Origin of the sequence: Pontibacter chitinilyticus, assembly GCF_039748935.1 — a bacterium.
In the GTDB taxonomy this organism is placed as follows: domain Bacteria; phylum Bacteroidota; class Bacteroidia; order Cytophagales; family Hymenobacteraceae; genus Pontibacter; species Pontibacter chitinilyticus.
In genome coordinates this window covers 175,574-196,559 of record NZ_JBDIZJ010000009.1, presented here as the reverse complement: position 1 = coordinate 196,559, position 20,986 = coordinate 175,574, and the positions used below count along the sequence as shown (strand labels likewise).

19 protein-coding genes are annotated in these 20,986 nt (G+C 39.0%); all 19 read left to right on the top strand.

Features of this window, described 5'->3' with window-relative positions; genetic code table 11:
• Window positions 1-97: 97 nt before the first annotated feature.
• The 19 genes from fcl (at window position 98) to ABDW72_RS14470 (ending at window position 20,959) form a co-directional block, all read left to right on the top strand.
• Window positions 98-1,033: a GDP-L-fucose synthase gene (fcl, locus tag ABDW72_RS14560; protein WP_347159317.1), complete on the top strand. Its 936-nt coding sequence runs from the start codon at window positions 98-100 to the stop codon at window positions 1,031-1,033.
• A gap of 354 nt (window positions 1,034-1,387) precedes the next feature.
• Window positions 1,388-2,500 carry a GDP-mannose 4,6-dehydratase gene (gene gmd, locus ABDW72_RS14555; RefSeq protein ID WP_347159316.1) on the top strand — a complete coding sequence of 371 codons (1,113 nt, stop codon included), beginning with the start codon at window positions 1,388-1,390 and terminating at the stop codon, window positions 2,498-2,500.
• A 210-nt stretch (window positions 2,501-2,710) separates the two neighbouring features.
• Window positions 2,711-3,643 (top strand): ABC transporter permease, encoded by a 933-nt coding sequence (locus ABDW72_RS14550; protein WP_347159314.1) that lies wholly within the window; start codon window positions 2,711-2,713, stop codon window positions 3,641-3,643.
• A 9-nt stretch (window positions 3,644-3,652) separates the two neighbouring features.
• Window positions 3,653-4,909, top strand: a complete 1,257-nt coding sequence (locus tag ABDW72_RS14545) for an ABC transporter ATP-binding protein (RefSeq protein ID WP_347159313.1) — start codon at window positions 3,653-3,655, stop codon at window positions 4,907-4,909.
• A gap of 15 nt (window positions 4,910-4,924) precedes the next feature.
• Window positions 4,925-5,917, top strand: coding sequence for a polysaccharide pyruvyl transferase family protein (locus ABDW72_RS14540; protein WP_347159312.1), 993 nt, complete (start codon window positions 4,925-4,927; stop codon window positions 5,915-5,917).
• Between the two features lie 69 nt (window positions 5,918-5,986).
• Window positions 5,987-7,219: a glycosyltransferase gene (locus ABDW72_RS14535; RefSeq protein ID WP_347159311.1), complete on the top strand. Its 1,233-nt coding sequence runs from the start codon at window positions 5,987-5,989 to the stop codon at window positions 7,217-7,219.
• A gap of 89 nt (window positions 7,220-7,308) precedes the next feature.
• Window positions 7,309-8,094: a glycosyltransferase family 2 protein gene (locus ABDW72_RS14530; protein WP_347159310.1), complete on the top strand. Its 786-nt coding sequence runs from the start codon at window positions 7,309-7,311 to the stop codon at window positions 8,092-8,094.
• Window positions 8,095-8,124: 30 nt separating this feature from the next.
• Complete coding sequence (locus ABDW72_RS14525) at window positions 8,125-8,940, top strand: glycosyltransferase family 2 protein (RefSeq protein ID WP_347159309.1); 816 nt, start codon at window positions 8,125-8,127, stop codon at window positions 8,938-8,940.
• Window positions 8,941-8,974: 34 nt separating this feature from the next.
• A complete protein-coding gene (locus tag ABDW72_RS14520; protein ID WP_347159307.1) occupies window positions 8,975-9,880 on the top strand; it encodes a glycosyltransferase family 2 protein in 906 nt (301 codons plus the stop codon).
• A complete protein-coding gene (locus ABDW72_RS14515; protein WP_347159306.1) occupies window positions 9,880-10,896 on the top strand; it encodes a glycosyltransferase family 2 protein in 1,017 nt (338 codons plus the stop codon). The genes ABDW72_RS14520 and ABDW72_RS14515 overlap by 1 nt, the downstream gene beginning before the upstream one ends.
• On the top strand, window positions 10,893-11,852 hold the full coding sequence (locus ABDW72_RS14510) for a glycosyltransferase family 2 protein (RefSeq protein WP_347159305.1): 960 nt from the start codon (window positions 10,893-10,895) through the stop codon (window positions 11,850-11,852). Before ABDW72_RS14515 ends, ABDW72_RS14510 begins: the two co-directional genes overlap by 4 nt.
• The gene (locus tag ABDW72_RS14505) at window positions 11,800-12,684 is read left to right on the top strand and encodes a glycosyltransferase family 2 protein (RefSeq protein ID WP_347159304.1); all 885 of its coding nucleotides are present in this window, start codon (window positions 11,800-11,802) and stop codon (window positions 12,682-12,684) included. Before ABDW72_RS14510 ends, ABDW72_RS14505 begins: the two co-directional genes overlap by 53 nt.
• A 40-nt stretch (window positions 12,685-12,724) precedes the next feature.
• Window positions 12,725-13,975: a glycosyltransferase gene (locus tag ABDW72_RS14500; protein ID WP_347159303.1), complete on the top strand. Its 1,251-nt coding sequence runs from the start codon at window positions 12,725-12,727 to the stop codon at window positions 13,973-13,975.
• Between the two features lie 28 nt (window positions 13,976-14,003).
• Window positions 14,004-14,990, top strand: coding sequence for a glycosyltransferase family 2 protein (locus ABDW72_RS14495; protein WP_347159302.1), 987 nt, complete (start codon window positions 14,004-14,006; stop codon window positions 14,988-14,990).
• A 16-nt stretch (window positions 14,991-15,006) separates the two neighbouring features.
• Window positions 15,007-16,221 (top strand): glycosyltransferase family protein, encoded by a 1,215-nt coding sequence (locus tag ABDW72_RS14490; protein ID WP_347159301.1) that lies wholly within the window; start codon window positions 15,007-15,009, stop codon window positions 16,219-16,221.
• A gap of 9 nt (window positions 16,222-16,230) precedes the next feature.
• Window positions 16,231-17,472: a glycosyltransferase family protein gene (locus ABDW72_RS14485; RefSeq protein WP_347159300.1), complete on the top strand. Its 1,242-nt coding sequence runs from the start codon at window positions 16,231-16,233 to the stop codon at window positions 17,470-17,472.
• Between the two features lie 105 nt (window positions 17,473-17,577).
• Window positions 17,578-18,396 carry a glycosyltransferase family A protein gene (locus ABDW72_RS14480; RefSeq protein ID WP_347159299.1) on the top strand — a complete coding sequence of 273 codons (819 nt, stop codon included), beginning with the start codon at window positions 17,578-17,580 and terminating at the stop codon, window positions 18,394-18,396.
• A complete protein-coding gene (locus ABDW72_RS14475) occupies window positions 18,393-19,556 on the top strand; it encodes a glycosyltransferase family 4 protein (protein WP_347159298.1) in 1,164 nt (387 codons plus the stop codon). The genes ABDW72_RS14480 and ABDW72_RS14475 overlap by 4 nt, the downstream gene beginning before the upstream one ends.
• Window positions 19,557-19,582: 26 nt before the next feature.
• On the top strand, window positions 19,583-20,959 hold the full coding sequence (locus ABDW72_RS14470) for a hypothetical protein (RefSeq protein ID WP_347159296.1): 1,377 nt from the start codon (window positions 19,583-19,585) through the stop codon (window positions 20,957-20,959).
• The last annotated feature ends 27 nt before the right edge of the window (window positions 20,960-20,986 follow it).

The following is a 20,986-nucleotide window of genomic DNA, read 5'->3' as shown; positions in this document are numbered from 1 at the left end:
CTGTGATCCGCTAATGCTCCCACGCCACAGTAGGGAAATTGAACCAAATAAAGGACCAAAGCCTTTGAAACAAGCCGGTACATTGCTTTAAACTAATATGGAAAAGAACGCGAAGATATACATTGCAGGGCACCGCGGTATGGTAGGTTCTGCCATTTGCCGGAAGTTGCAGCAGGACGGCTATACCAACCTGCTGACCCGAACGTCTGCCGAATTAGATCTGCGAAACCAGCAGGCAGTCTTTGACTTTTTTGCCGAAGAGAAACCCGCTTATGTATTCCTGGCGGCGGCAAAAGTGGGCGGCATCCAGGCGAACAACACCTTCCGGGCGGAGTTCCTGTACGACAACCTGCTGATCGAAGCCAACATCATCCATGCGGCTTACAAGGCAGGCGTAACGAAACTACAGTTTCTGGGTTCGTCCTGCATCTACCCCAAGCTGGCCCCCCAGCCGCTGAAAGAAAGTTACCTGCTGATGGGAGAGCTGGAGCCAACGAATGAGCCGTATGCCATTGCCAAGATCGCCGGCATTAAGCTGTGCGAGGCCTACCGCGACCAGTATGGCTGCGACTTTATCAGCGTAATGCCCACCAACCTGTATGGCTACAATGATAATTATGACCTCCATAACTCCCACGTGCTTCCTGCCCTGATTCGCAAGTTCCACGAAGCCAAAGAGGCGAAAGCGGCAGAAGTGGTGGTGTGGGGAACCGGAAGCCCCCGCCGCGAGTTCCTGTTTGCAGACGACTTGGCAGAAGCGTGCGTGTACCTGATGAAAACCTACTCCGGCCGAGAACTGGTGAATGTTGGCACCGGCGAGGATGTCACCATCAAGGAGCTGGCAATGCTTGTAAAAGAGGCAACAGGTTTTGAAGGAAACCTGGTATTCGATACGACCAAACCGGATGGGACGCCCCGCAAGCTGATGGACGTATCAAAGCTGCACAGCCTGGGTTGGCGGCATAAAATTGAATTAAAAGAAGGCATCGCTTTGGCGTATGCCGATTTTAGAAGTAAATTTGTGCAGGCCTAAAAGTCTAAACTAAGATTAACCTGAGCAGCATACGGGAACCAGGAAGTCTCCTGCAGCAAAAGTTCGGGAAAAAAATGACTGAAACAGCGGAGAAAAGTGGAAGGCAGATGAAAAAAACTCCCCTCCTTGGACAAGCGAGAACGCGAGTTTGAAGCTTGCGAGCGTAGCTCTGAGGGGCAGGGGTGGTTGGACCCTTAATTGCTTATTTTTGTCTGAATCAAAATTTCAAGGCTGTAAGGATGAACAGGATTAAAAAGTTGCATCAGCTAAATCCCAACCTGCTTCGGAAGGAATTAAAAATAGTAGAACAGGCAGCTTCCCTTTATAATAAGATTTAGATTTATTGCTATACATATGAAAACAGCCCTTATCACAGGCATTACCGGACAGGACGGCGCTTATTTAGCGGAACTCCTTTTAGAAAAAGGCTACAAAGTGCATGGCCTGAAACGCCGCAGTTCTCTGTTCAACACCGACCGGATCGACCACCTGTACCAGGACCCGCACGAGAAGCACATCCACTTCAAATTGCACTACGGCGACCTGACAGATTCGACCAACATCATCCGGGTAATACAGGAAACGCAGCCAGACGAGATCTATAACCTGGCCGCCATGAGCCATGTGAAGGTCAGCTTCGATACACCGGAGTATACCGCTAATGCCGATGGGCTGGGCACGCTCCGTATCCTGGAGGCCATCCGGATTCTGGGGCTCACAGAAAAGACACGGGTCTATCAGGCCTCTACCTCTGAGCTGTATGGCCTGGTGCAGGCGGTACCGCAGTCCGAAACCACGCCTTTCTACCCGCGTTCGCCTTATGCCGTGGCGAAATTGTACGCTTACTGGATTACAGTGAACTACCGTGAAGCCTATGGCATGTTTGCCTGCAACGGCATCCTGTTTAACCACGAGTCACCGCTGCGGGGCGAGACCTTCGTAACACGCAAGATCACCCGGGCGGCCGCGCGTATTGCGCTCAGTATGCAGGACAAAGTATACCTGGGCAACCTGGATGCCCGCCGCGACTGGGGCCATGCCAAAGATTATGTGGACGCCATGTGGCGCATCCTGCAGCAAGATACGCCTGAAGATTATGTAATCGCTACCGGCGTAACAACGACCGTGCGCGACTTCATCAAAATGAGCTTTGCCGAAGTGGGCATCGAGCTTAATTTTAAAGGCGAGGGGGTAAACGAAAAAGGCTATGTAGCTGCCTGCCATAACCCGGAGTATAAGCTGGAAACAGGCAAAGAGGTGGTCTGTGTCGATGCCAATTATTTCCGCCCGACAGAGGTGGAATTGCTGATCGGGGATGCCACCAAATCCAAAACCAAGCTCGGATGGGTACCGAAGTACGACCTGCAGGCACTCGTGAAAGACATGATGCAAGCGGACGTCGAACTTTTCAAGCGCGACACCTACCTGCTGGAAGGCGGCCACAAAGTGCTCAATTACAATGAATAAAAGTTCCTCAGCCACTCTTTCTGAAAAGCCCCCCTTTGAAGGGGGTAGGGGGATGTTAGCATTCCAATTCCCCTCTTGAGGGTAGGGGGCTAAAATTCCCGCTTTAGATTTGCAATACGCAAGTTTTGAGCTAACGAGAAGGGCGTTTAAGAGGCCAAGGATGGTAGGAATCAACACAACAAAAGAATATACAGGCAGCTAATTTTAGCAATGAGTACCGACACGACAACAGTAAATAAAGAGGCAGCGGCGAAAGCAGTAGACACATCTCCTAAAGGGGGTGCAAACGGTGCAGCCGTAGAGGAAGAAGACTGGACCATAGTTATTAAACCGAGCTCCAGTCTTTTCGATCTACAGCTAAAGGAAGTATGGCGCTACCGCGACCTGTTGCAGATGTTTGTGCGTCGGGATTTTATAGCTGTTTACAAGCAGACCATATTAGGGCCTATTTGGTTCTTCCTCCAACCCCTCTTTACTACTATCACTTTTACGCTTGTATTTGGAAGAATAGCCGGTATAGCTACAGGTGGAGTGCCACATTTGCTTTTTTACATGGCCGGTATTACATGCTGGAACTACTTTTCATCCTGTTTGTCCTCTACTTCCAGTACGTTTACAAGCAATGCGGGCATCTTTGGTAAAGTGTATTTTCCTAGGTTGATTACCCCCCTTTCTATCGTGGTATCCAATATGCTAAAGTTTGGCGTGCAGTTGGGGCTGTTTCTGTTGTTACTTGGCTATTACCTGTTAACCGATGCTAATGTGCAGCCGAACTTTTATGTACTGCTATTACCCTTCCTGGTCATACTGATGGCGGTGCTTGCCCTTGGTTTTGGTATGCTAATTTCAGCTATGACAACCAAGTACCGCGACTTGCAATTTTTGATAGGCTTTGGCGTACAACTGGCTATGTATGCGTCCACCGTCATATATCCTATTTCAGAAATACCAGCTAAGTATAAATATATCATTTTAGCTAACCCTATGTCCAGCATCATTGAAACCTTTCGATATGCTTTCCTGGGATCAGGCACGTTGCCGTGGCTGTACCTTGGTTACACTACAGCTTTTGCTTTGGTGGTTTTTGTTTCCGGAGTTCTGGTTTTTAATAGAGTTCAGAAGTCCTTTATGGATACTGTTTAATGTTTAAGTATGAGTACAACAATTAAAGTTGAGAATCTGTCTAAGCAGTATAGGCTAGGGGAGCTAGGAACAGGTACTATTTCTCATGATATAAACCGCTGGTGGCACAAAGTGCGTGGTAAAGAAGACCCCTACCTGAAGGTAGGAGAAGTAAATGACCGCACTTCCAAAGGCAATAGCGAGTACGTTTGGGTACTGCGGGACATTAATTTTGATGTAAAGCAGGGAGAGGTATTAGGTGTGATTGGTAAGAATGGTGCGGGTAAATCTACTTTGCTAAAATTGCTTTCACGCGTAACAACCCCTACTACAGGCTCCATTAAGGCGAAAGGCCGGATAGCCTCTTTACTGGAGGTAGGTACTGGCTTTCATGATGAATTAACAGGCCGGGAGAACATTTTCCTGAATGGAGCAATACTTGGTATGACCAAAGCTGAGATTAGGTCAAAGCTGGATGAAATCATTGACTTCTCTGGAACGGAACGTTACATTGATACGCCTGTTAAACGCTACTCTTCGGGTATGCGCGTACGTTTGGCTTTTGCAGTGGCGGCTCACCTGGAGCCGGAAATACTGATAGTAGATGAAGTGCTGGCTGTGGGTGACGCTGAATTCCAGAACAAAGCCATCGGTAAGATGCAGGAGGTGAGCCAAGGGGGAGGCAGAACGGTTTTGTTCGTCAGTCATAGCATGGCCGCCATCAATAAACTTTGCACAAGCTGCGTACTTTTAGACAAAGGCACTGTTAATTTTATAGGTGCTACGGACGAAGCAGTTGCCCGGTATTTGGCTTCACCGAACAGGCAAACAGCAATGGCAACATTTCCTGCTTCTCTTTCAGAAGCTTATTATGAAAGCTTTTCAGTTATTCCGGGTGATTCTGACTTGCCAAATCATGAAGTAGATGTTAGGGCTTCTTTCAAGATAAAGTGCAAGTATATTATAAAGAAAAACTTCCCTGGTTTAACGGTATCCTTTTCTGTATTTAACTCAAATGGTTCAAAAGTTTTTTACTGCCCTCATACGAATGACAGATCAGGAGAATTTGAAGCAGAAGTAACTATACCAGGTATGTTTCTTGTTCCAGGACGTTATTATATAAGTGCAGGAATACATATTCCTAATATTCAAATGTTTGATCTAAAGGAAGAAGCTTTAGGATTCGAAATTGTTGAAACAGGTTCTAAACATAGTAACTTGGCAGGAAGAGACATTGGCTCTGTGATTGTCAATTATGATTGGACAGTTAAACATTTAAACCATTAGTATACCTATTCTTATATGAGTTCTACCATAGCACTTTTAGATCCTTCTTTAGAGGACCAAAAAGGGACTTTATCTAATAACTTGGGTGATGTTATTATTTATGAATCTGTATCAAACATCATAAAAGAACTATTCCCGAATGATGAAATCATCAGAATATCAACCCATGATTATTTAGAGCCTAAACATAAAAGACTAATTAAGGATAGCAAATATGCTTTTATTGGGGGCAGTAATTTACTTTCGTCGGACTTAAAAACATATAACCAATGGAAAGTAAGCCGGAGTCGATTTTATTACTATTTACCAGGATTAAGTAATTTGATTTTATTAGGTGTAGGATGGTGGCAGTATCAACATAACCCCACTTTCACAACCAAGTTCTTTTATAGTTCAGTTTTATCAGGCAAACGATTTCATTCAGTCAGAGACGGATACACGCTCGATAAAATGAAGAAAATGGGTATAAATAATACGCTTAACACTAGTTGTATTACTTCCTGGAAATTACAAGGCTTAGAAGTAAATAAAAGAAAAATTAATAAAAGCTGTTTATTTACTCTTACAGACTATAATCAGAACCCTGAACTCGATAACAAGCTAATAGATCTGTTAGTAAATTTTTATACCAATGGAATTCATTATTTTCCTCAAGGCAGTAGAGATGAGGAATACATAAAAACTTTAGACTCCTATAAAAAGAATAAAAGCATTATAAAAATTATTAACAGGTCTAACGAGTCTTTTTATGATATGCTCTCACAAGATGTAGATTATATAGGCACAAGGCTACATGGGGGCGTAAAGTGCCTTCAGCGAAATATGGATGCTCTAATTATCGCCGTTGATAATCGCGCACTGGAAATAAGTAAGGACATTAACTTACCTGTTGTCAAAAGGGATGATTTTGAAAGTATAATTGCGTGGATTGAAGGTAAGCAGTTGTTTTCTCCTATCAACTTACCATTAGAATCTATAGCGAAATGGAAAAGCCAGTTTAATGGATAGGCGATCTATAATCTGTTTTACTAATAGACTTAAATATGCTGAGTATATTTTTGATTCATTCATAATAGCATGAAGGTCTTACACGTATCCACTTCCGCTCGAGGAGGTGCGGGAATTGCGGCGATGAGGCTGCACAAGGGCTTACTTGCAGCTGATGTCAATTCAAAGTTCTTATCATTAGATAGTTCTACAGCCTATTTAGCTAAGATCCCTAGACCTCGGTTATCTATTCTTAAACGAGTATTGAATCGCTCAAAAAACGAGCTTAAAAATCTCGGGATTTACGAAAGAAAAACAACAAAAGAAGTTGTAAAAACAGAGGGTAACTATGAAATTTTCTCTTCTCCGGTTACAGAGTATGATATTACACTTCATCCAGATTACCAGGAAGCAGATATTATACATTTGCACTGGGTCGCAAACTTTTTAGATTACCCGAGCTTTTTCAGGAAAAATAAAAAGCCAGTTGTGTGGACCTTGCACGATATGAATCCTTTCCAAGGTGGATTTCACTACTTGGGCGATAAACAGCGGAACCAACAACTTTATGACCTTGAAGAGAATTATAGAAATGTTAAAAGAGAAGCATTAAGCCATGCACAGGACGTACATATCGTTTGCCTCTCAAATTGGCTTTTGCAAGAATCTCAGAAAAGCGAAGTGCTAGGATCATTCCCGCACCACCTAATTCCAAATGGAATCAATTTAGAGATATTTAGGCCCCTTGATAAATTTTTTTCAAGAGAAGTCTTCCGTTTACCTCAGGACAAAACAATAATTTTATTTATAAGCGATAACGTCAATAACTATAGAAAAGGATTTGATTTACTTCTTGAAGTAATTGGTAACTTAAAAGAACGTACTGATGTCGTTTTTTGTGCTGTAGGAGCAAAAGATAAAGCAGAAGAAGCATACGATAGCCAAATATTTTTTATCGAATCTATTAGAGATGAACATCTTTTAGCATTGCTTTATTCTGCAGCCGACGCGTTTGTACTTCCCAGTCGTGAAGATAATTTGCCGAATGTTATGTTAGAAGCTATGGCTTGTGGATTACCTGTTATTTCAACTCCCGTAGGAGGAATGTTAGATGTCATTAAAAACAACAGGAATGGAATAACTTCAAAGAGCTTTTCTGTTAAACATCTACAAGAAGCTATTCTAAGCTATACCTATAATAAGGAATCTTTTATAGTTGAAACTATTAGGAATGAAATTAACCAGAATTATTCTTCCGAAAAACAGGTTATGAATTATGTAAAATTATACGATAATATCCTTTGTAATTCAGGCATGAGTTAATAGTTCCCATTCTATTATGTTTGGTATTCTTCTCTAACATCATAAAATTATAGTATATCGAAAATAAGGATAAGCTCTTATATTTAAATATGAAGTTAAGTATTATCACAATCAACTATAATAATGCGTGTGGATTAGAGAAAACCTTTGATAGTGTTTTCTCGCAGTCTTTTAAAGAGTTTGAATATATTGTAATTGATGGTGGATCCTCTGATGGTAGTGCTGAAATCATTCGAGAGTATACAGAGCGCTTATCTTATTGGGTAAGTGAGAAAGACAAAGGAATATATAATGCAATGAATAAAGGTGTTACTAAAGCATCTAGTGATTATTTGTTCTTTCTGAACTCAGGAGATTTTTTAATTGATCCTGACATTATGTATTCTATGTTAAAATATTTGGATGGTACAGATATAGTATATGGTAATCTTTTAATCCAGGAATCTGATAAACAGTGGGAAAAGAAGTATCCTGCATCTCCTACCTTTGATTATTTCATTAAGCATACGATTCCTCACTCAGGAGGAGCTTTTATAAAAAAAAGTTTATTTGACAAAGTAGGTTTGTATGATGAAAGGCTAAAAATATCATCTGATTGGAAGTTCTATGTAGAAGCTATTTGCAAGCAGAATGCATCTATCAAATATGTTGATAAAGCAGTCTCAGTCTTTGCTTTTGATGGTATTAGTTCGGAAGCTGGAAGTTGGGATATCGTTTTAAAAGAAAGGAGAGAGGTGTTACAAAAAGAATATAGTCGTTTCTATCAGGATTATGAAGAATACAATAGCATGAAAGGACGTTACAAAGCTTTAGCTAATTCCCGATTTATGAGATTGTATTTGAAAATTAAATCAATGTTTTCATTCAAATTTTAGCATTGAACAATCTATTCCGTTAGTACTAGTATGTCGTCCTTACTCCCGTTGATATCCATCATAACTCCATGTTTTAACCATGGGAAATACATCCAGGAAACTGTTGATAGCATTAGAAATTATAACTGGAAAATCCCGATAGAACATATAATTGTTAATGATGGCTCAACTGACTCTGGAACTCTTAATGAGTTGAACAAATTAAAAAGGCAGGACATTATTGTTATTGATCAGAAGAATGGGGGGCCAAGTGCAGCTAGAAATACTGGTATAAAAGCTGCAAGAGGTAAGTATATTCTTCCGGTAGATGCTGATAATAAAATTTTCCCTTCGGTTTTTGAGAAAGCTTACGATTTGCTGGAGCAGGACAGTACTTTATCAGTCGTTTATACGGATGTAGAGCATATTGGGGAGAAAGAAGGTGTTTGGAAAGTTGGCAAACTAAAGGAACTGTCGCTATTAAACCGAAATCAAATTGATACTTGTGCTCTTATAAAAAAAGGGGACTTAATTGAAGTAGGAGGCTACGACGAAGATATACCCTTCAGAGGAAATGAAGATTGGGAACTCTGGCTAAGAATGATGTTTAATAATAAGAAGTTCTATTACCTTGAAGAAGTAGGATTTCAATATCGCACTCTAAGTAATTCATTGTCTCGCACAGACTCTGGTCCTAATCATGCAGTTAATAAAGATTATATAGTTGCTAAACATCAGGCGGCTTATGCTGCATATGCTTTAAAAGCAATTGAAAAATTGACTCAATATGAAAAAAGGCAACAATATATAAGGGAAAATAGGATAAGAAACATCGTTAAGATTCTTTTCAACAAACCTATCCTATAAAATTGAACATTTCCCTCTGGATAAGCATTTAAAAATGAGAATCTTTGTTGTAATTGTTACCTACAATGGTAGGAAGTGGATAGAACACTGTATTGGCCGGTTAAAGGAATCACAGGTGAGCGTGACTCCTATTGTAATAGATAATTTATCTACTGATGAAACTGTAGTCTTTATTCAAGAACATTACCCTGAAGTATTACTTATAAAAAATCATATTAATGCAGGATTTGGTAAAGCCAATAATATCGGAATTCTAAAGGCAATTGAATTACAAGCTGATTATATATTTTTATTGAATCAAGATGCATGGATAGAACCTGATACTATTAGATTATTAGTAGAGGAGCTGCAAAGGAACTCAGCCTTTGGCTTGGCAAGTCCTGTACACTATAACGGGAATGGAACTAAGCTTGACTTCAATTTTTCATACTACATCAATCCAATCGATACTCCGGAATTGATTTCGGATACCTTTTTAAATAAAAGAAAGTGCATTTATAAAACGAAATTTGTTAATGCTGCAGCTTGGTTATTGTCTGTAGAATGTATAAAAAAGGTGGGGCTATTTGATCCATTATTCCCCCACTATGGCGAAGATTGGGATTATATTAATAGAATACATTATCACGGATTTAAAGTTGGTATAGTACCTGAAGCAACCATTTATCACGATAGGGATAGTTCTAACTATGTTCTTAATCAGAAAAGGTTATTCGTTGATAAACTTATACAATTGAAAAACGTTGAAGCATCTTTTTCTTTCAATGTATTAAATCTGTTTGTGTCTTCTACGAATTCCATGATAAAGCTATTAATGTTTAGACAATTCAGAAAGTTTAAAGATGAATTTTTGACTTTTAGTTTTGCAATTAAAAAGTTACATTCTATTAAACGTTCATATAATATATCAAGAAAGGTAGGAAGCTATCTTAAATATTGATGATCTCAATTATCACTCCAAATTACAATCGTGCAGATTTAATAAAAGAAGCTGCTAACTCTATATTTAAACAGTCAAGCAAGGATTGGGAATGGATAATAGTAGATGATGGTAGTACAGATAACAGTTGGCAATTTCTTCAAACCTTGTCTTCCAAAGATGCGCGTGTAAAGGTCTACCAACGAGATCGTCTTCCCAAGGGCGCTCCAACATGCAGGAATATTGGCATTGACAAAAGCATAGGAGAATACCTTATTTTTCTTGATTCTGATGATCTGTTAGCTTCATTTTGTATTGAACAACGTCTCAAAGCTGCACAGGAACATCCAGATACAGATATGCTGATTTTTCCAATGCTGTTGTTTCGTGATCATCCTGACGATACCAGATTGCTATGGAATATTGATAAAGAAATGGATGATGCCACCAGAGTTATGATTGGGGATGCGATTTGCCAGACAACAGGCCCTTTATGGAGAAGACAAACATTGATCAACATTGGTAAATGGGATGAGGAACTGTTGCTATGGCAAGATGTGGAGCTTCATTTAAGAGCTTTTATGAATAAAGTTTCATACAAAAAATTGATGAATTTATCTCCCGATATCTTTATCAGGCTTTCAGATGTTAGTATTTCTAGAACAGGCTTCAACTCTCTTCCTAAAATCAAAAGCAGGATTAAAGTTTTTAAAAGCTCCTTAAAATTAGCGATAGAGGTAGGTACTCAGGAAATGTATAATAAAGGTCTTGGACAGATGGGGTTTGATCTTATTTGTAGCACCATCTTCAATAATCATATCAAAGAAGCTAAGGAGTTACTCAACTATGAGCATAGATATAATCTGTTTTCTACATCTGATAAAAGTAAATTAAAATTATATTATTGGGCAAAGAGGCTGAAATTGTACAAGCTACCATTGTTACAAAAGTTAGCAGTTCGCCCAACTAGTAATCGTTTTCTTGGTAGTACCAATACATTAGGTAATATAAAATATACAGAGGAAATAAAAATTTGAAAGACAACATTCTTGTTTCAGTTGTTATCCCGACTAAAAACGGCGCTTCAACTATCTTTAAATGCCTGAACGCAATTTCGGAACAAACGCTCAAAAAGTTAGAGGTAATATTGATAGACTCTGGGAGCACAGATAATACCTTGGCTATTGCTGCTCAGTTCAACTTTGTGCGAATTATTGAAATCTTGCCTCATACATTTAATCACGGCCTTACAAGGAACTTAGGAGCGTCTGAAGCAAAAGGGAAATTTGTACTACTAACAGTACAGGATGCGTATGCTAGTAGTAACGATTGGATAGAAAAGATGTTAAACCATTTTCTTCATGACAAGGAAGTAGTTGGGGTATGCGGACAGCAAATTGTACCTCATGATCCTGATAAGAATCCACATGAATGGTTCAGGTCCTTTAGCGAGCCTATTCCCAAAGTAGTAGAGGTTAAAGACAGGCAGAAGCTTGCAGCCATGTTACCTGTTGAATTACATAGCCTTTGTGGCTGGGACAATGTAAATGCCATGTACAGGAAGAGTATTCTCTTAGAATATCCTTTTGAAGAAGTTAGCTTCGGAGAAGACATGAGATGGATTAAACGTGTAGTGCTAGATGGGAAAAAAGTTGTATACGACTATAGTTGCAGGGTTTACCATTATCATCACGGTACCTATAATTATATATATAAGAGGACTTTAACGGTTTTATACCACACCTACAAGAATTTTGGGTATCTTCGAAAACTGAGATATCCCACTGCTGAATACTTGAAAGTAATCTATAGGAACTTTAAATATAGAGTTAGCCCTTTATGGATAACCTTCAACTGGAGAAGAATGAATGCAGCAACAAAGGCTTATAGAGATGCTGCACGCTATTTGAGGATGGGTGAGGATGCTTTAGACAAATTTCATGATGAAGAGTGCGGAAGGCCGCCTCAAGGACAACAAAATATTAAGAGGTAGTTATAATACACATTTTTCAATGCAGTACAGTCCATTAGTTAGCGTCTTGATGACTTCCTATAATCGGGAAAAATACATTACAGAAGCAATAGAAAGTATGTTAAAATCTACATATTCTAATTTTGAATTGATCATTGTAGATGACCAATCTAAAGATGGAACTGTAGAAATTGCTAAAACTTATGCTGCAAAAGATAAACGTATAAAGGTTTATGTAAATGAGCAAAACCTTGGGGATTACCCAAACCGTAATAAGGCTGCATCATACGCCATAGGAAAGTATATCAAATACTTAGATTCAGATGATCTTATTTACCCGCATGGCTTAGATGTCATGGTAAGGTCGATGGAAGTTTTCCCGCATGCTGGGTATGGATTGAGTTCAAGTCCTGATCATAACAAATCTTACCCTGCATGTGTTTTTCCTAGAGAGGCATATTTAGAACATTTCTTCAAAGGGTATGCTCATTTCAATCGATCTCCAGGTTCATCTATCATTAGGACAGAAGCCTTCCATAAAGTAGGAGGATTCTCGGGCAAAAGAATGATTGGTGACTATGAAATGTGGTTTAAACTTTCTCAAGAGCATTCTCTTGTTAAGTTTCCGCGAGATTTGGTATGGCATCGTTCACATGAAGATCAGGAATCAAAAAGTGATTATTCTAAACAATATGCTATATTAAGGCAAAATGTGTTGAAAGAAGCATTAGCTTCAGAAAAGTGCCCTTTAACATTAGAAGAAGTAGCGAAAGTTTACAAGCATTTGCAAAGGAATGCAAGAAATCAGAAAGTGCTAAGTACAGCAAAAAGAATAAAAAAGCTTTTTGAATAAGCCTAGAATAGTCGATATCTACTAAAAAGTCTTTAATATTTTGCTAAAAGTAGCCATTGTTGTTCATCGATTTCCGCAATTGTCGGAAACATTCATTATAAATCAGATTACAGCATTACTTGATGCTGGTGTTGATGTACAAATTTTCTCTTATTACCGCCCTGATCCAAGACAAAAGCTTCATCCGCAATTTATTAAATACAAGTTGCAGGAACGAGTACACTATGGGGTATACCTTCCAATTAACAGCTTAAAAAAGTATGTAGGTTTTCTGCAGATGTTGCTGCAAATTGTAATAAAACGAAATAAACTTACATTTCTCAATAGTTTAAATTACTTTAAATTTGGAAATAAAGCTTTAAATCTGCAGTATTTCTATCGAGCTTCGCTCTTTGCAGAACTTAACAATTTTGATATCATTCACTGTCATTTTGGTCCTATTGGTGATGATATGGTCCAACTTAAAAGAATGGGTATACTAGTTGGAAAAATTATTACTTCTTTCCATGGTTATGACTACCAATTACCTGACATTTTAAGAGAATACCAAAACTTCAACTCACTCTTTACTTCTGGTAATGGCTTTATTGCAAATTCTAAATTCACTTATGAATGTTTGATTGCATTAGGATGTGATCCTGCAAAATTAACAGTTATACCTGTCAGTGCTTCTTCTGAAATTTTTGATAAACAAAATAATAACAGAAGCAAAGCCAATGAGAGTTTCAATATCCTTACTGTAGCTCGTTTGGAGGAAGTTAAAGGAATTGAGTATGCGTTAAGAGCGACACACAAGTTAGTTTTTGAACATTCGTTAGATATTACATATCAAATAATAGGTAGTGGATCACTTGATCTGGAGCTTAAGAAGCTCACTGAGGAATTAAGTTTAACAGCAAGAGTAAATTTTCTTGGATCAAAGCCACAGGATGAAGTGCTGGAAGCTATGTTAAATTCACACGTCTTTCTATTAAGTAGTGTTACCACGAAAGAAGGAGCATCGGAGGCACAGGGTTTAGTTCTATTAGAGGCGCAGTCTGCAAGCTTGCCAGTTGTAGCCAGTAGGTCAGGTGGCATACCTGATAGCTTAATTGATGGTGAAACAGGTTTTCTTGTGCCTGAGAGAGATGATGAGGAAATTGCTTCAGCTATATTAAAACTATACAACAGTCTAAGTCTAAGAAGAAATATGGGGGAGAAAGGAAAATTTTTTGTAAAGGAAAACTTTGATCAAAATAAATTAGGTAAAAGAATGTTGTCCTATTATAAGAACATTCTAAGACTTCATTAACATTGCTATTCTTAAAATATAAGTTCGAATGAGTTTAGTTTCTGTAATCATTCCTAATTATAATGGTGCAAAATATATTAGTGAGTGTCTAAACAGCTGCCTTAATCAAGGTGAAAGTATTAAGGAAATAATAGTTATAGATGATAATTCTATAGATGAAAGTTGGATGCTTTTAACAAAGTATGTAAATCAATACCCTAAATTAATAAACCTATTTAAGAACAAGGGTAAAGGTGCATGCAGGGCTCGGAACTATGGCTTCGAACTTAGTACTGGAGATTATATCTTGTGGCTTGACTCAGATGACTTTTTAGACACAAATAACCTGCAAGCGCAGTTAAAAAGCTTAGAAATTGCAGGGGAAGACGCGATTTCATTTTCAAAAACAACTCATTTATATCAGTACCTTGATGGCAGTGAAAGAAGAGTGGTTGATGAAGGACCCTGTTATACCTCTTCTGAAAACCCTGCCGAATTCTTGCTAACTCTGTGGGGCAGTAAAGATATGGTAGGAGGTACGATTGCAAATAGTGCTTGGCTTGTTTCCAGAAAAATTGCTGAGTGTGCTGGCCCCTGGAATGAGCAGTTGTTAAGGGATCAGGATGGGGAGTTTTTTGCCAGAGCAGTATTGTGCAGCAGTAAAGTAATTTATACTCCATCCGCAAACACTTTTTATAGGAAGATTGAAAAAGGCACCAGTATTACAAAAACCAGCAATGAGGCATATTATCGTTCAGAATTAGATGCATTACATTTAAAGCACTCTTACCTCTTAAAACATAGAAATGAAGATGCTTTTAAGAAGGCATTCTCTAAGCAGTATTTTACATTGGCAGTAGGCTATTATCCGAAACATATGAACCTATACCAGGATGCCTGGGATGCTTATATGCAATATAACTTAGAAGTTCCTGTTCCTGTGCTTGGGGGAAGAGCCGTGGAAGTATTTAAAAGGGCTTTGGGGTGGAGGCTTACTAAAAGAATTAAATATTTGTTATCAAACCTTTATAATTAAGCTTTTCTTTTGCCTCATGCGCATCCTCTTTCTTACCACAGCCAACCTCACAACTAATCCCCGCTTACTGAAGGAAGTAAAGCTTGCACTAGAAAATAGATATACTCCGACTGTTGTTCTTTTTGATTTTGATAACTGGACAACTGAAATAGAAGAAGGATTGCGTAAGTCGTTACCAAGAGTAGATTTTATTGCCATTACTGCGACACGGGAAGCATTTCGAAGCTGGCTTTTAGCTTCAGGGTTGCAAGTCCTATTACGAAAACTGCACAGGCTTCTGCCCTTTCCTTTAAGACTGTGTGCATTTGCCTCTGATAAGAGGAGCTTTCTCCTAGAATCGAATATAAAGCACCTGCCTAATAAATTCGATTTAGTTATAAGCCACAATTTAGGAGCGCTTTATCCCGCATATTCCTTTGCTGCGCAGCATAAGATTCCCTTTGCCTCTGACATAGAAGATTTCCACCCGGGCGAGACGATAGCTACAGATGCCAGACATGAGGTGGCAAGGCGTGAAACCTTAATGAAAGAGCTGTTACCAAAAGCTACCTACATCAGTTATGCCAGTCCGCTCATCGGAAAAGCTGCCACAGATCTGGTGCCGGGCCTACAAAAGCAAAATCATTTTCTCATTAATAACGCTTTCTCAGAAACTGAGTTCCTAAAGCCAGCACAGTATTCTGGTGAGAAGATTCGCTTTGTCTGGTTTTCCCAAAATATAGCAACGGGCAGAGGCTTGGAAATTGTTGTACCTGTTCTATTCAAGTATAGAGATGATGTACAACTGACATTAATAGGTAATCTTGTGCCATCCTTTTATGAAAGCTTTTTAAAGAAATTTGATGAATTAATAGTGTATACCAAACCGTTTCCACAAGAGGCGTTACATCAAGAACTTTCGAGGTTTGATATAGGACTAGCTTTAGAGTTAAAGTCAGCGGATTCTAATCGGGATATTTGCCTGACAAATAAAATCTTTGCATATGCACAGGCTGGTTTATTTATATTAGCAACAGACACAAAAGCACAAGAACTTTTTATTCGTCAAAATCCTCAGCTAGGAGTTACCTTTGGGCAATCAAGTAAAGCTTTCGAAGAGAGAGTTAAGTGTATGATAGACCAGAAAGAAGAAATCTTATCCAACAAGATGCAGCGATTTGTGACAGGGAGTAAATTGGCTTGGGAGGGAGAAGCTGTAAAACTTTTAGAAACCTGGAAGGCTTTTCAATAATAGCATCCTATGAAAAATCTTCTTATTATTTATCCGCATTGGGTGCCTTCCAACCTTGCAGGTGTGCATCGCCCTAGGCTAATTGCTAATTTTCTAAAGGAGCTGGGATGGCAGCCTGTCCTTCTTACGGTTGCATCTGAATATTATGAAGAGAAACCGGATCAAGATATAAAAAAGACGGCTTCTCAAGATATTGAGGTAATCTATACGAAAGCGTTTAAAGCGGGGAAGCCCCGAATAATTGGAGACATAGGTTTACGAGCTTTTCCCTTTCTGTACAAGGAGGCACAAAAGGTGATCAACTCCAAGCAAATCGATTTTATTTGGATTCCTATTCCGTCATTCTATACGGCTTTATTAGGCAGGCTCCTGCATAGTAAAACCGGCGTACCTTATGGTGTCGATTATATTGATCCGTGGGTCCGGGACATTAGTAACCGGCAGGATATAAGGTCAAAGCTCAGCTTGTTGGTGGCAAAATGGCTGGAGCCTATTGCAGTAAAAAAAGCATCCTTAATTTCCGGTGTCTCCACAGCCTATTATGCACCCATTCTGGAGCGGAACTTCCGAAATAAATCAGTTGCTCATGTTGGGATGCCCTATGGATTTGACCCCAACGACCACGCTATAGTTGTTGACAATCTAAAACTTCCCTGGGAAGGAAATGAATGTGAACCTTTGGTATATGCGGGTGCGTTTCTTCCAAACTCTCATCTTTTTGTAAGGCTTTTGTTTCAGGCTATTAAAGCCAAAATTGAGCAGGGGCGATGGGATAAGCGCAAGCAGCTGTATTTCTTAGGGACGGGTTTTTATAGTGGCACAACTATCGCCGACTATGCAAAGCAGTATGGCCTCGAAACTATTGTGCATGAGGTGCGAGAGCGATTTCCGTTCCTGCACGTGCTTAACTTTTTAGCCGCCGCTTATGCTGTTATGATCATAGGCAGTACAGAAAAGCATTATACTGCTTCTAAAACCTTTCAGGCGCTGTTGAGTAAGAGGCCGGTCTTTGGTATATTTCATGAGGAAAGCAGTGCCGTTACGGTGATGATGGAATGTAATGCAGCGGGTTTGTTGGTAAAGTATAGGGAGCAAGATGAAGAGCAAGCATTAGTCTCTGATATATCCGATAAACTAAACCTTATACTTCAAGGTCATTTTCAATGGCATCCAGAACTACATAAATTAGAGAAGTACTCGGCAAAAGCATCTGCAAGGGCCCTTGTTCGGAAGCTGAATGAATTAGTATGAGAAGGTTAGTTATTACGACGAATACTACACTTGCTGAAGCAATAGGTAAGACGATAAGAAATTTAAGAAAAGATAGCAGTCCATTAATTCTAGTAAAATAAGAAAATGTTAGCCTTCGTTGTGCCGCTTCGGCCTAAATTAGGATGTAAGAATTGGGAATTAGAGGTGCACCTCTTAAAACGCACTATTAAATCAATTTTGAACCAAACTAGCTCTAATTTTCAGATTTTTTTAGTTTATACAGATAAGCCAGAACTGAATATTGATGATCCCAAATTGCGGTTAATTAAATTTCCATATCAGTTTTTACCGCTTGAGGAAATAATTGATAAGAACAACCCTCACAATAACATTGCGTCGAAATCAAATTGGGGGCTGGTTAGTGAAATGGACAAAGGAAGAAAAGTTTCCTATGGATGCAAGATTGCAAAAGAAAATAGATGTGATTATATAATGCAGGTCGATGGTGACGACCTAGTCAATCGTTCAATTGCAGAATTTGTAAACTCACATCTGCATCTAAAGAAACCTGGATGGTATATAGAAAAAGGATATATTTATGTAGAAGGAAGAAAATATATACTGAAACAACCTTCTAAAATGAATTTAATAAATAGTTCAACACATATTTTAAGAGAAGATTTAGTTTCTATTCCTGATTTTAATAGCAAAGATGTTTTCGATTTTAGTTTATTTGGATCACATGGATATCTGAAAAAGAGAATATTCTTAAAGCATAAAGTGAACATAACTGCTTTTCCATACTATGGTATTATATATATTTTAAGCGGGAATAATCAATCTGCTATTTTTGAAATTAATAAAGCTAAAAGCTTGAAGAACTTTATAAAGCTACTTGTAAGAGGCAAGCTTCTGTCTTCAAAATTACGAATGGACTTTGGCTTATATAATATTAACCTGTGAAGTTAGCAATTATTACAACTCACCCTATTCAATATAATGCGCCCGTTTTTAAGCTGCTGGCAGCAGACCAGAAATTAGCCGTCAAAGTTTTTTACACGCTGGGTATGTCTGCTGCAGAGGTGATAGACAAAGGATTTGGCAAAAAGATTTCCTGGGACATACCGTTGCTGGAGGGATATGAATATCAGTTCCTGCAGAACGTTTCGAAAAATCCGGGAACTTCTTATTTCAGAGGCGTCATCAATCCAGACATTATACCGGAAATTGAAAAATTTGCTCCCACTGATATTCTTGTATATGGATGGAGTTTTGATAGCCACCTGAAAGTATTAAGGTACTTTAAAAATAAAGTCCGTGTTTATTTCAGAGGCGACTCTACCTTATTGGATGAAACAGGAGGGGTTAAACTTCTCCTTAGAAGAATAATGCTTTGCTGGACCTATAGGTATATTGATAAAGCCTTTTACGTCGGCACTAATAATAAGCAGTATTTCCTAAAACATGGCGTAAAAGAGCAGAATTTAATGTTTGCTCCCCATGCCATTGATAATAGTAGGTTCGGAGACGATGCTTTACATAGTTATGAAAGTGTATTAATAAGGAAGGAGCTGGGTATCCCCGACAGCCATATTACTTTTTTATTTACAGGCAAGTTCGAGCAGAAGAAGAACCCTCTACTGCTAATGAAAGCTTTCAAAAAGCTTAACAATCCGAATAGTAGCCTGCTATTTGTCGGGAATGGAGTGTTAGAGGATGAATTGAAAGCAGAGGCGAAAGGATGGAGTAATATATACTTTCTTCCATTTCAAAATCAGTCCCGTATGCCAGCTGTTTACAGGGTTGGGAATGTCTTGGTTTTGCCTTCCAGCGGACCTGGTGAGACATGGGGCTTGTGCCTGAATGAAGCTATGGCCTGTGGTTTGCCTGTTATTGCCAGTAATAAAGTGGGAAGCGCTATTGATCTGGTGCAGGAAAATAAAAATGGGTTTATCTTTGAGGCAGATAGAACCGAATGTTTAGTTGATAGATTGGAGACTTGCTCTTCTAAAACTCTGGAAGAGTTAAATCACATGGGAAATACATCAAGGACTATTATTGCTAGCTGGAGTTTTATGCATATTTGTGATTCTATAGTTTCCGAGCTATTTAAAACGACTTAAGCCACCCGCTTAGCCTATTATAACTTATGAGTTTAGCAGATCAGGCTTCTAAAAAACTGGTTTACCAAGTTTCTTCGTTATTCCTGGTAGGGGGATTACTGCTTGCTTTTACCTCATTATCTTTTCTTGCACTTACAGGCGCCCTTTTTTCGCTTTTCATTTTAAATAGCCTGTTGCTGGGCTTTGGAGAGGGAATCCCTATACATCTTGTTATCGTATTTATGGCTTCTCTCCAATGGATTGTAGGGCCAATCCTGAGCTATTATACTGGCATCAATCACCCCTTCTATGGGATGCAGGTTCCGGAAGAGCAATATATGAGCTTTGCTGTTCCGGGAGTCATTCTTTTTTATCTCGGCCTTTCTTTACCTCTAGCCGGGCTGCATCATCTACCTCAAACGGCTCTTAGCAATATGAGCAATGTGCTTAAGGATAAGGTAAAAGGAGCTTATTATTTGATAGGAATAGGTTTTTTTTCATCCCTGATTTCACCTTTTGCCCCCGCAAGCCTTTTTTTCTTTCTATACCTACTCTCACAGTTAAAGTTTATTGGCTGTTTTTATTTGTATTTAAATAAATCAAGAAACAATACAATACTTTATCTGGTTTTCGGGACATTACTTCTTGACGCAATGGTGCATGCTTTGTTCCACGATCTGCTGTTGTGGACTTTTTTCTTTTTGTTTATCTATTGTATCAAAAATAAAATAAGTCTCGCCTTAAAGATCACTGTCCTGCTTGTTGGGTTCTTTCTGGTGTTTGTATTGCAATCTGTGAAGTATCAATATAGGGATATTGCCTGGGCAAATACTTCCTTAGATGCTTTTAGCAAATCAGAAGTTTTCTTTGGGATGATAGAGGATAGAATTTTTTCACCGGATGTGCTTTTCGATGCGAAAGCGAACGAGCTTACCATAACCAGGCTTAACCAAGGCTGGATTATAACCCGGGTCATGAATTATGTGCCATATGTACAGCCCTTTGCAAAAGGGGAAACGGTGAGAAGTGCCTTTAGTGCTACCTTGTTACCACGCTTTTTAGATCCGGACAAAGCAGTTGTAGCAGGAGGCCGCGAAAAAATGGAACGGTTTACCGGCATCGTATTACAGGAAGGAACAAGTATGAACATTAGTTTATTGGGAGAAGGGTATGGCAACTATGGCAGGAACGGGGGAATTTTGTTTATGTTCCTGATCGGTATTGTCTTTAGCCTTTTCCTGCGCTACATATTATTAAAGAGTATACGCCATCCCACCTTGATATTCTGGATTCCTTTTCTGTTTCTGCAAGTTGTTAAGGCTGAAACTGATTTAGCCACCACCTTAAATTACCTAGTAAAGGCCTCTATCGTGATGGTACTGGTTTTCTATGGATTTAGAAATATTTTGAAGGTTGAGATTTAATACTCCCCTTGTGGATGGTATAAAATA

Bases quoted from the DNA above. Each gene is read 5' to 3' on its own strand.
- ABDW72_RS14495 (WP_347159302.1), top strand. From the start codon at position 14,004: ATGAGTTTAGTTTCTGTAATCATTCCTAATTATAATGGTGCAAAATAT.
- ABDW72_RS14535 (WP_347159311.1), top strand. From the start codon at position 5,987: ATGAAGGTCTTACACGTATCCACTTCCGCTCGAGGAGGTGCGGGAATT.
- ABDW72_RS14485 (WP_347159300.1), top strand. From the start codon at position 16,231: ATGAAAAATCTTCTTATTATTTATCCGCATTGGGTGCCTTCCAACCTT.
- fcl (WP_347159317.1), top strand. From the start codon at position 98: ATGGAAAAGAACGCGAAGATATACATTGCAGGGCACCGCGGTATGGTA.
- ABDW72_RS14520 (WP_347159307.1), top strand. From the start codon at position 8,975: ATGAGAATCTTTGTTGTAATTGTTACCTACAATGGTAGGAAGTGGATA.
- ABDW72_RS14505 (WP_347159304.1), top strand. From the start codon at position 11,800: ATGATGAAGAGTGCGGAAGGCCGCCTCAAGGACAACAAAATATTAAGA.
- gmd (WP_347159316.1), top strand. From the start codon at position 1,388: ATGAAAACAGCCCTTATCACAGGCATTACCGGACAGGACGGCGCTTAT.
- ABDW72_RS14550 (WP_347159314.1), top strand. From the start codon at position 2,711: ATGAGTACCGACACGACAACAGTAAATAAAGAGGCAGCGGCGAAAGCA.
- ABDW72_RS14540 (WP_347159312.1), top strand. From the start codon at position 4,925: ATGAGTTCTACCATAGCACTTTTAGATCCTTCTTTAGAGGACCAAAAA.
- ABDW72_RS14480 (WP_347159299.1), top strand. From the start codon at position 17,578: ATGTTAGCCTTCGTTGTGCCGCTTCGGCCTAAATTAGGATGTAAGAAT.
- ABDW72_RS14525 (WP_347159309.1), top strand. From the start codon at position 8,125: ATGTCGTCCTTACTCCCGTTGATATCCATCATAACTCCATGTTTTAAC.
- ABDW72_RS14490 (WP_347159301.1), top strand. From the start codon at position 15,007: ATGCGCATCCTCTTTCTTACCACAGCCAACCTCACAACTAATCCCCGC.
- ABDW72_RS14530 (WP_347159310.1), top strand. From the start codon at position 7,309: ATGAAGTTAAGTATTATCACAATCAACTATAATAATGCGTGTGGATTA.
- ABDW72_RS14545 (WP_347159313.1), top strand. From the start codon at position 3,653: ATGAGTACAACAATTAAAGTTGAGAATCTGTCTAAGCAGTATAGGCTA.
- ABDW72_RS14515 (WP_347159306.1), top strand. From the start codon at position 9,880: ATGATCTCAATTATCACTCCAAATTACAATCGTGCAGATTTAATAAAA.
- ABDW72_RS14470 (WP_347159296.1), top strand. From the start codon at position 19,583: ATGAGTTTAGCAGATCAGGCTTCTAAAAAACTGGTTTACCAAGTTTCT.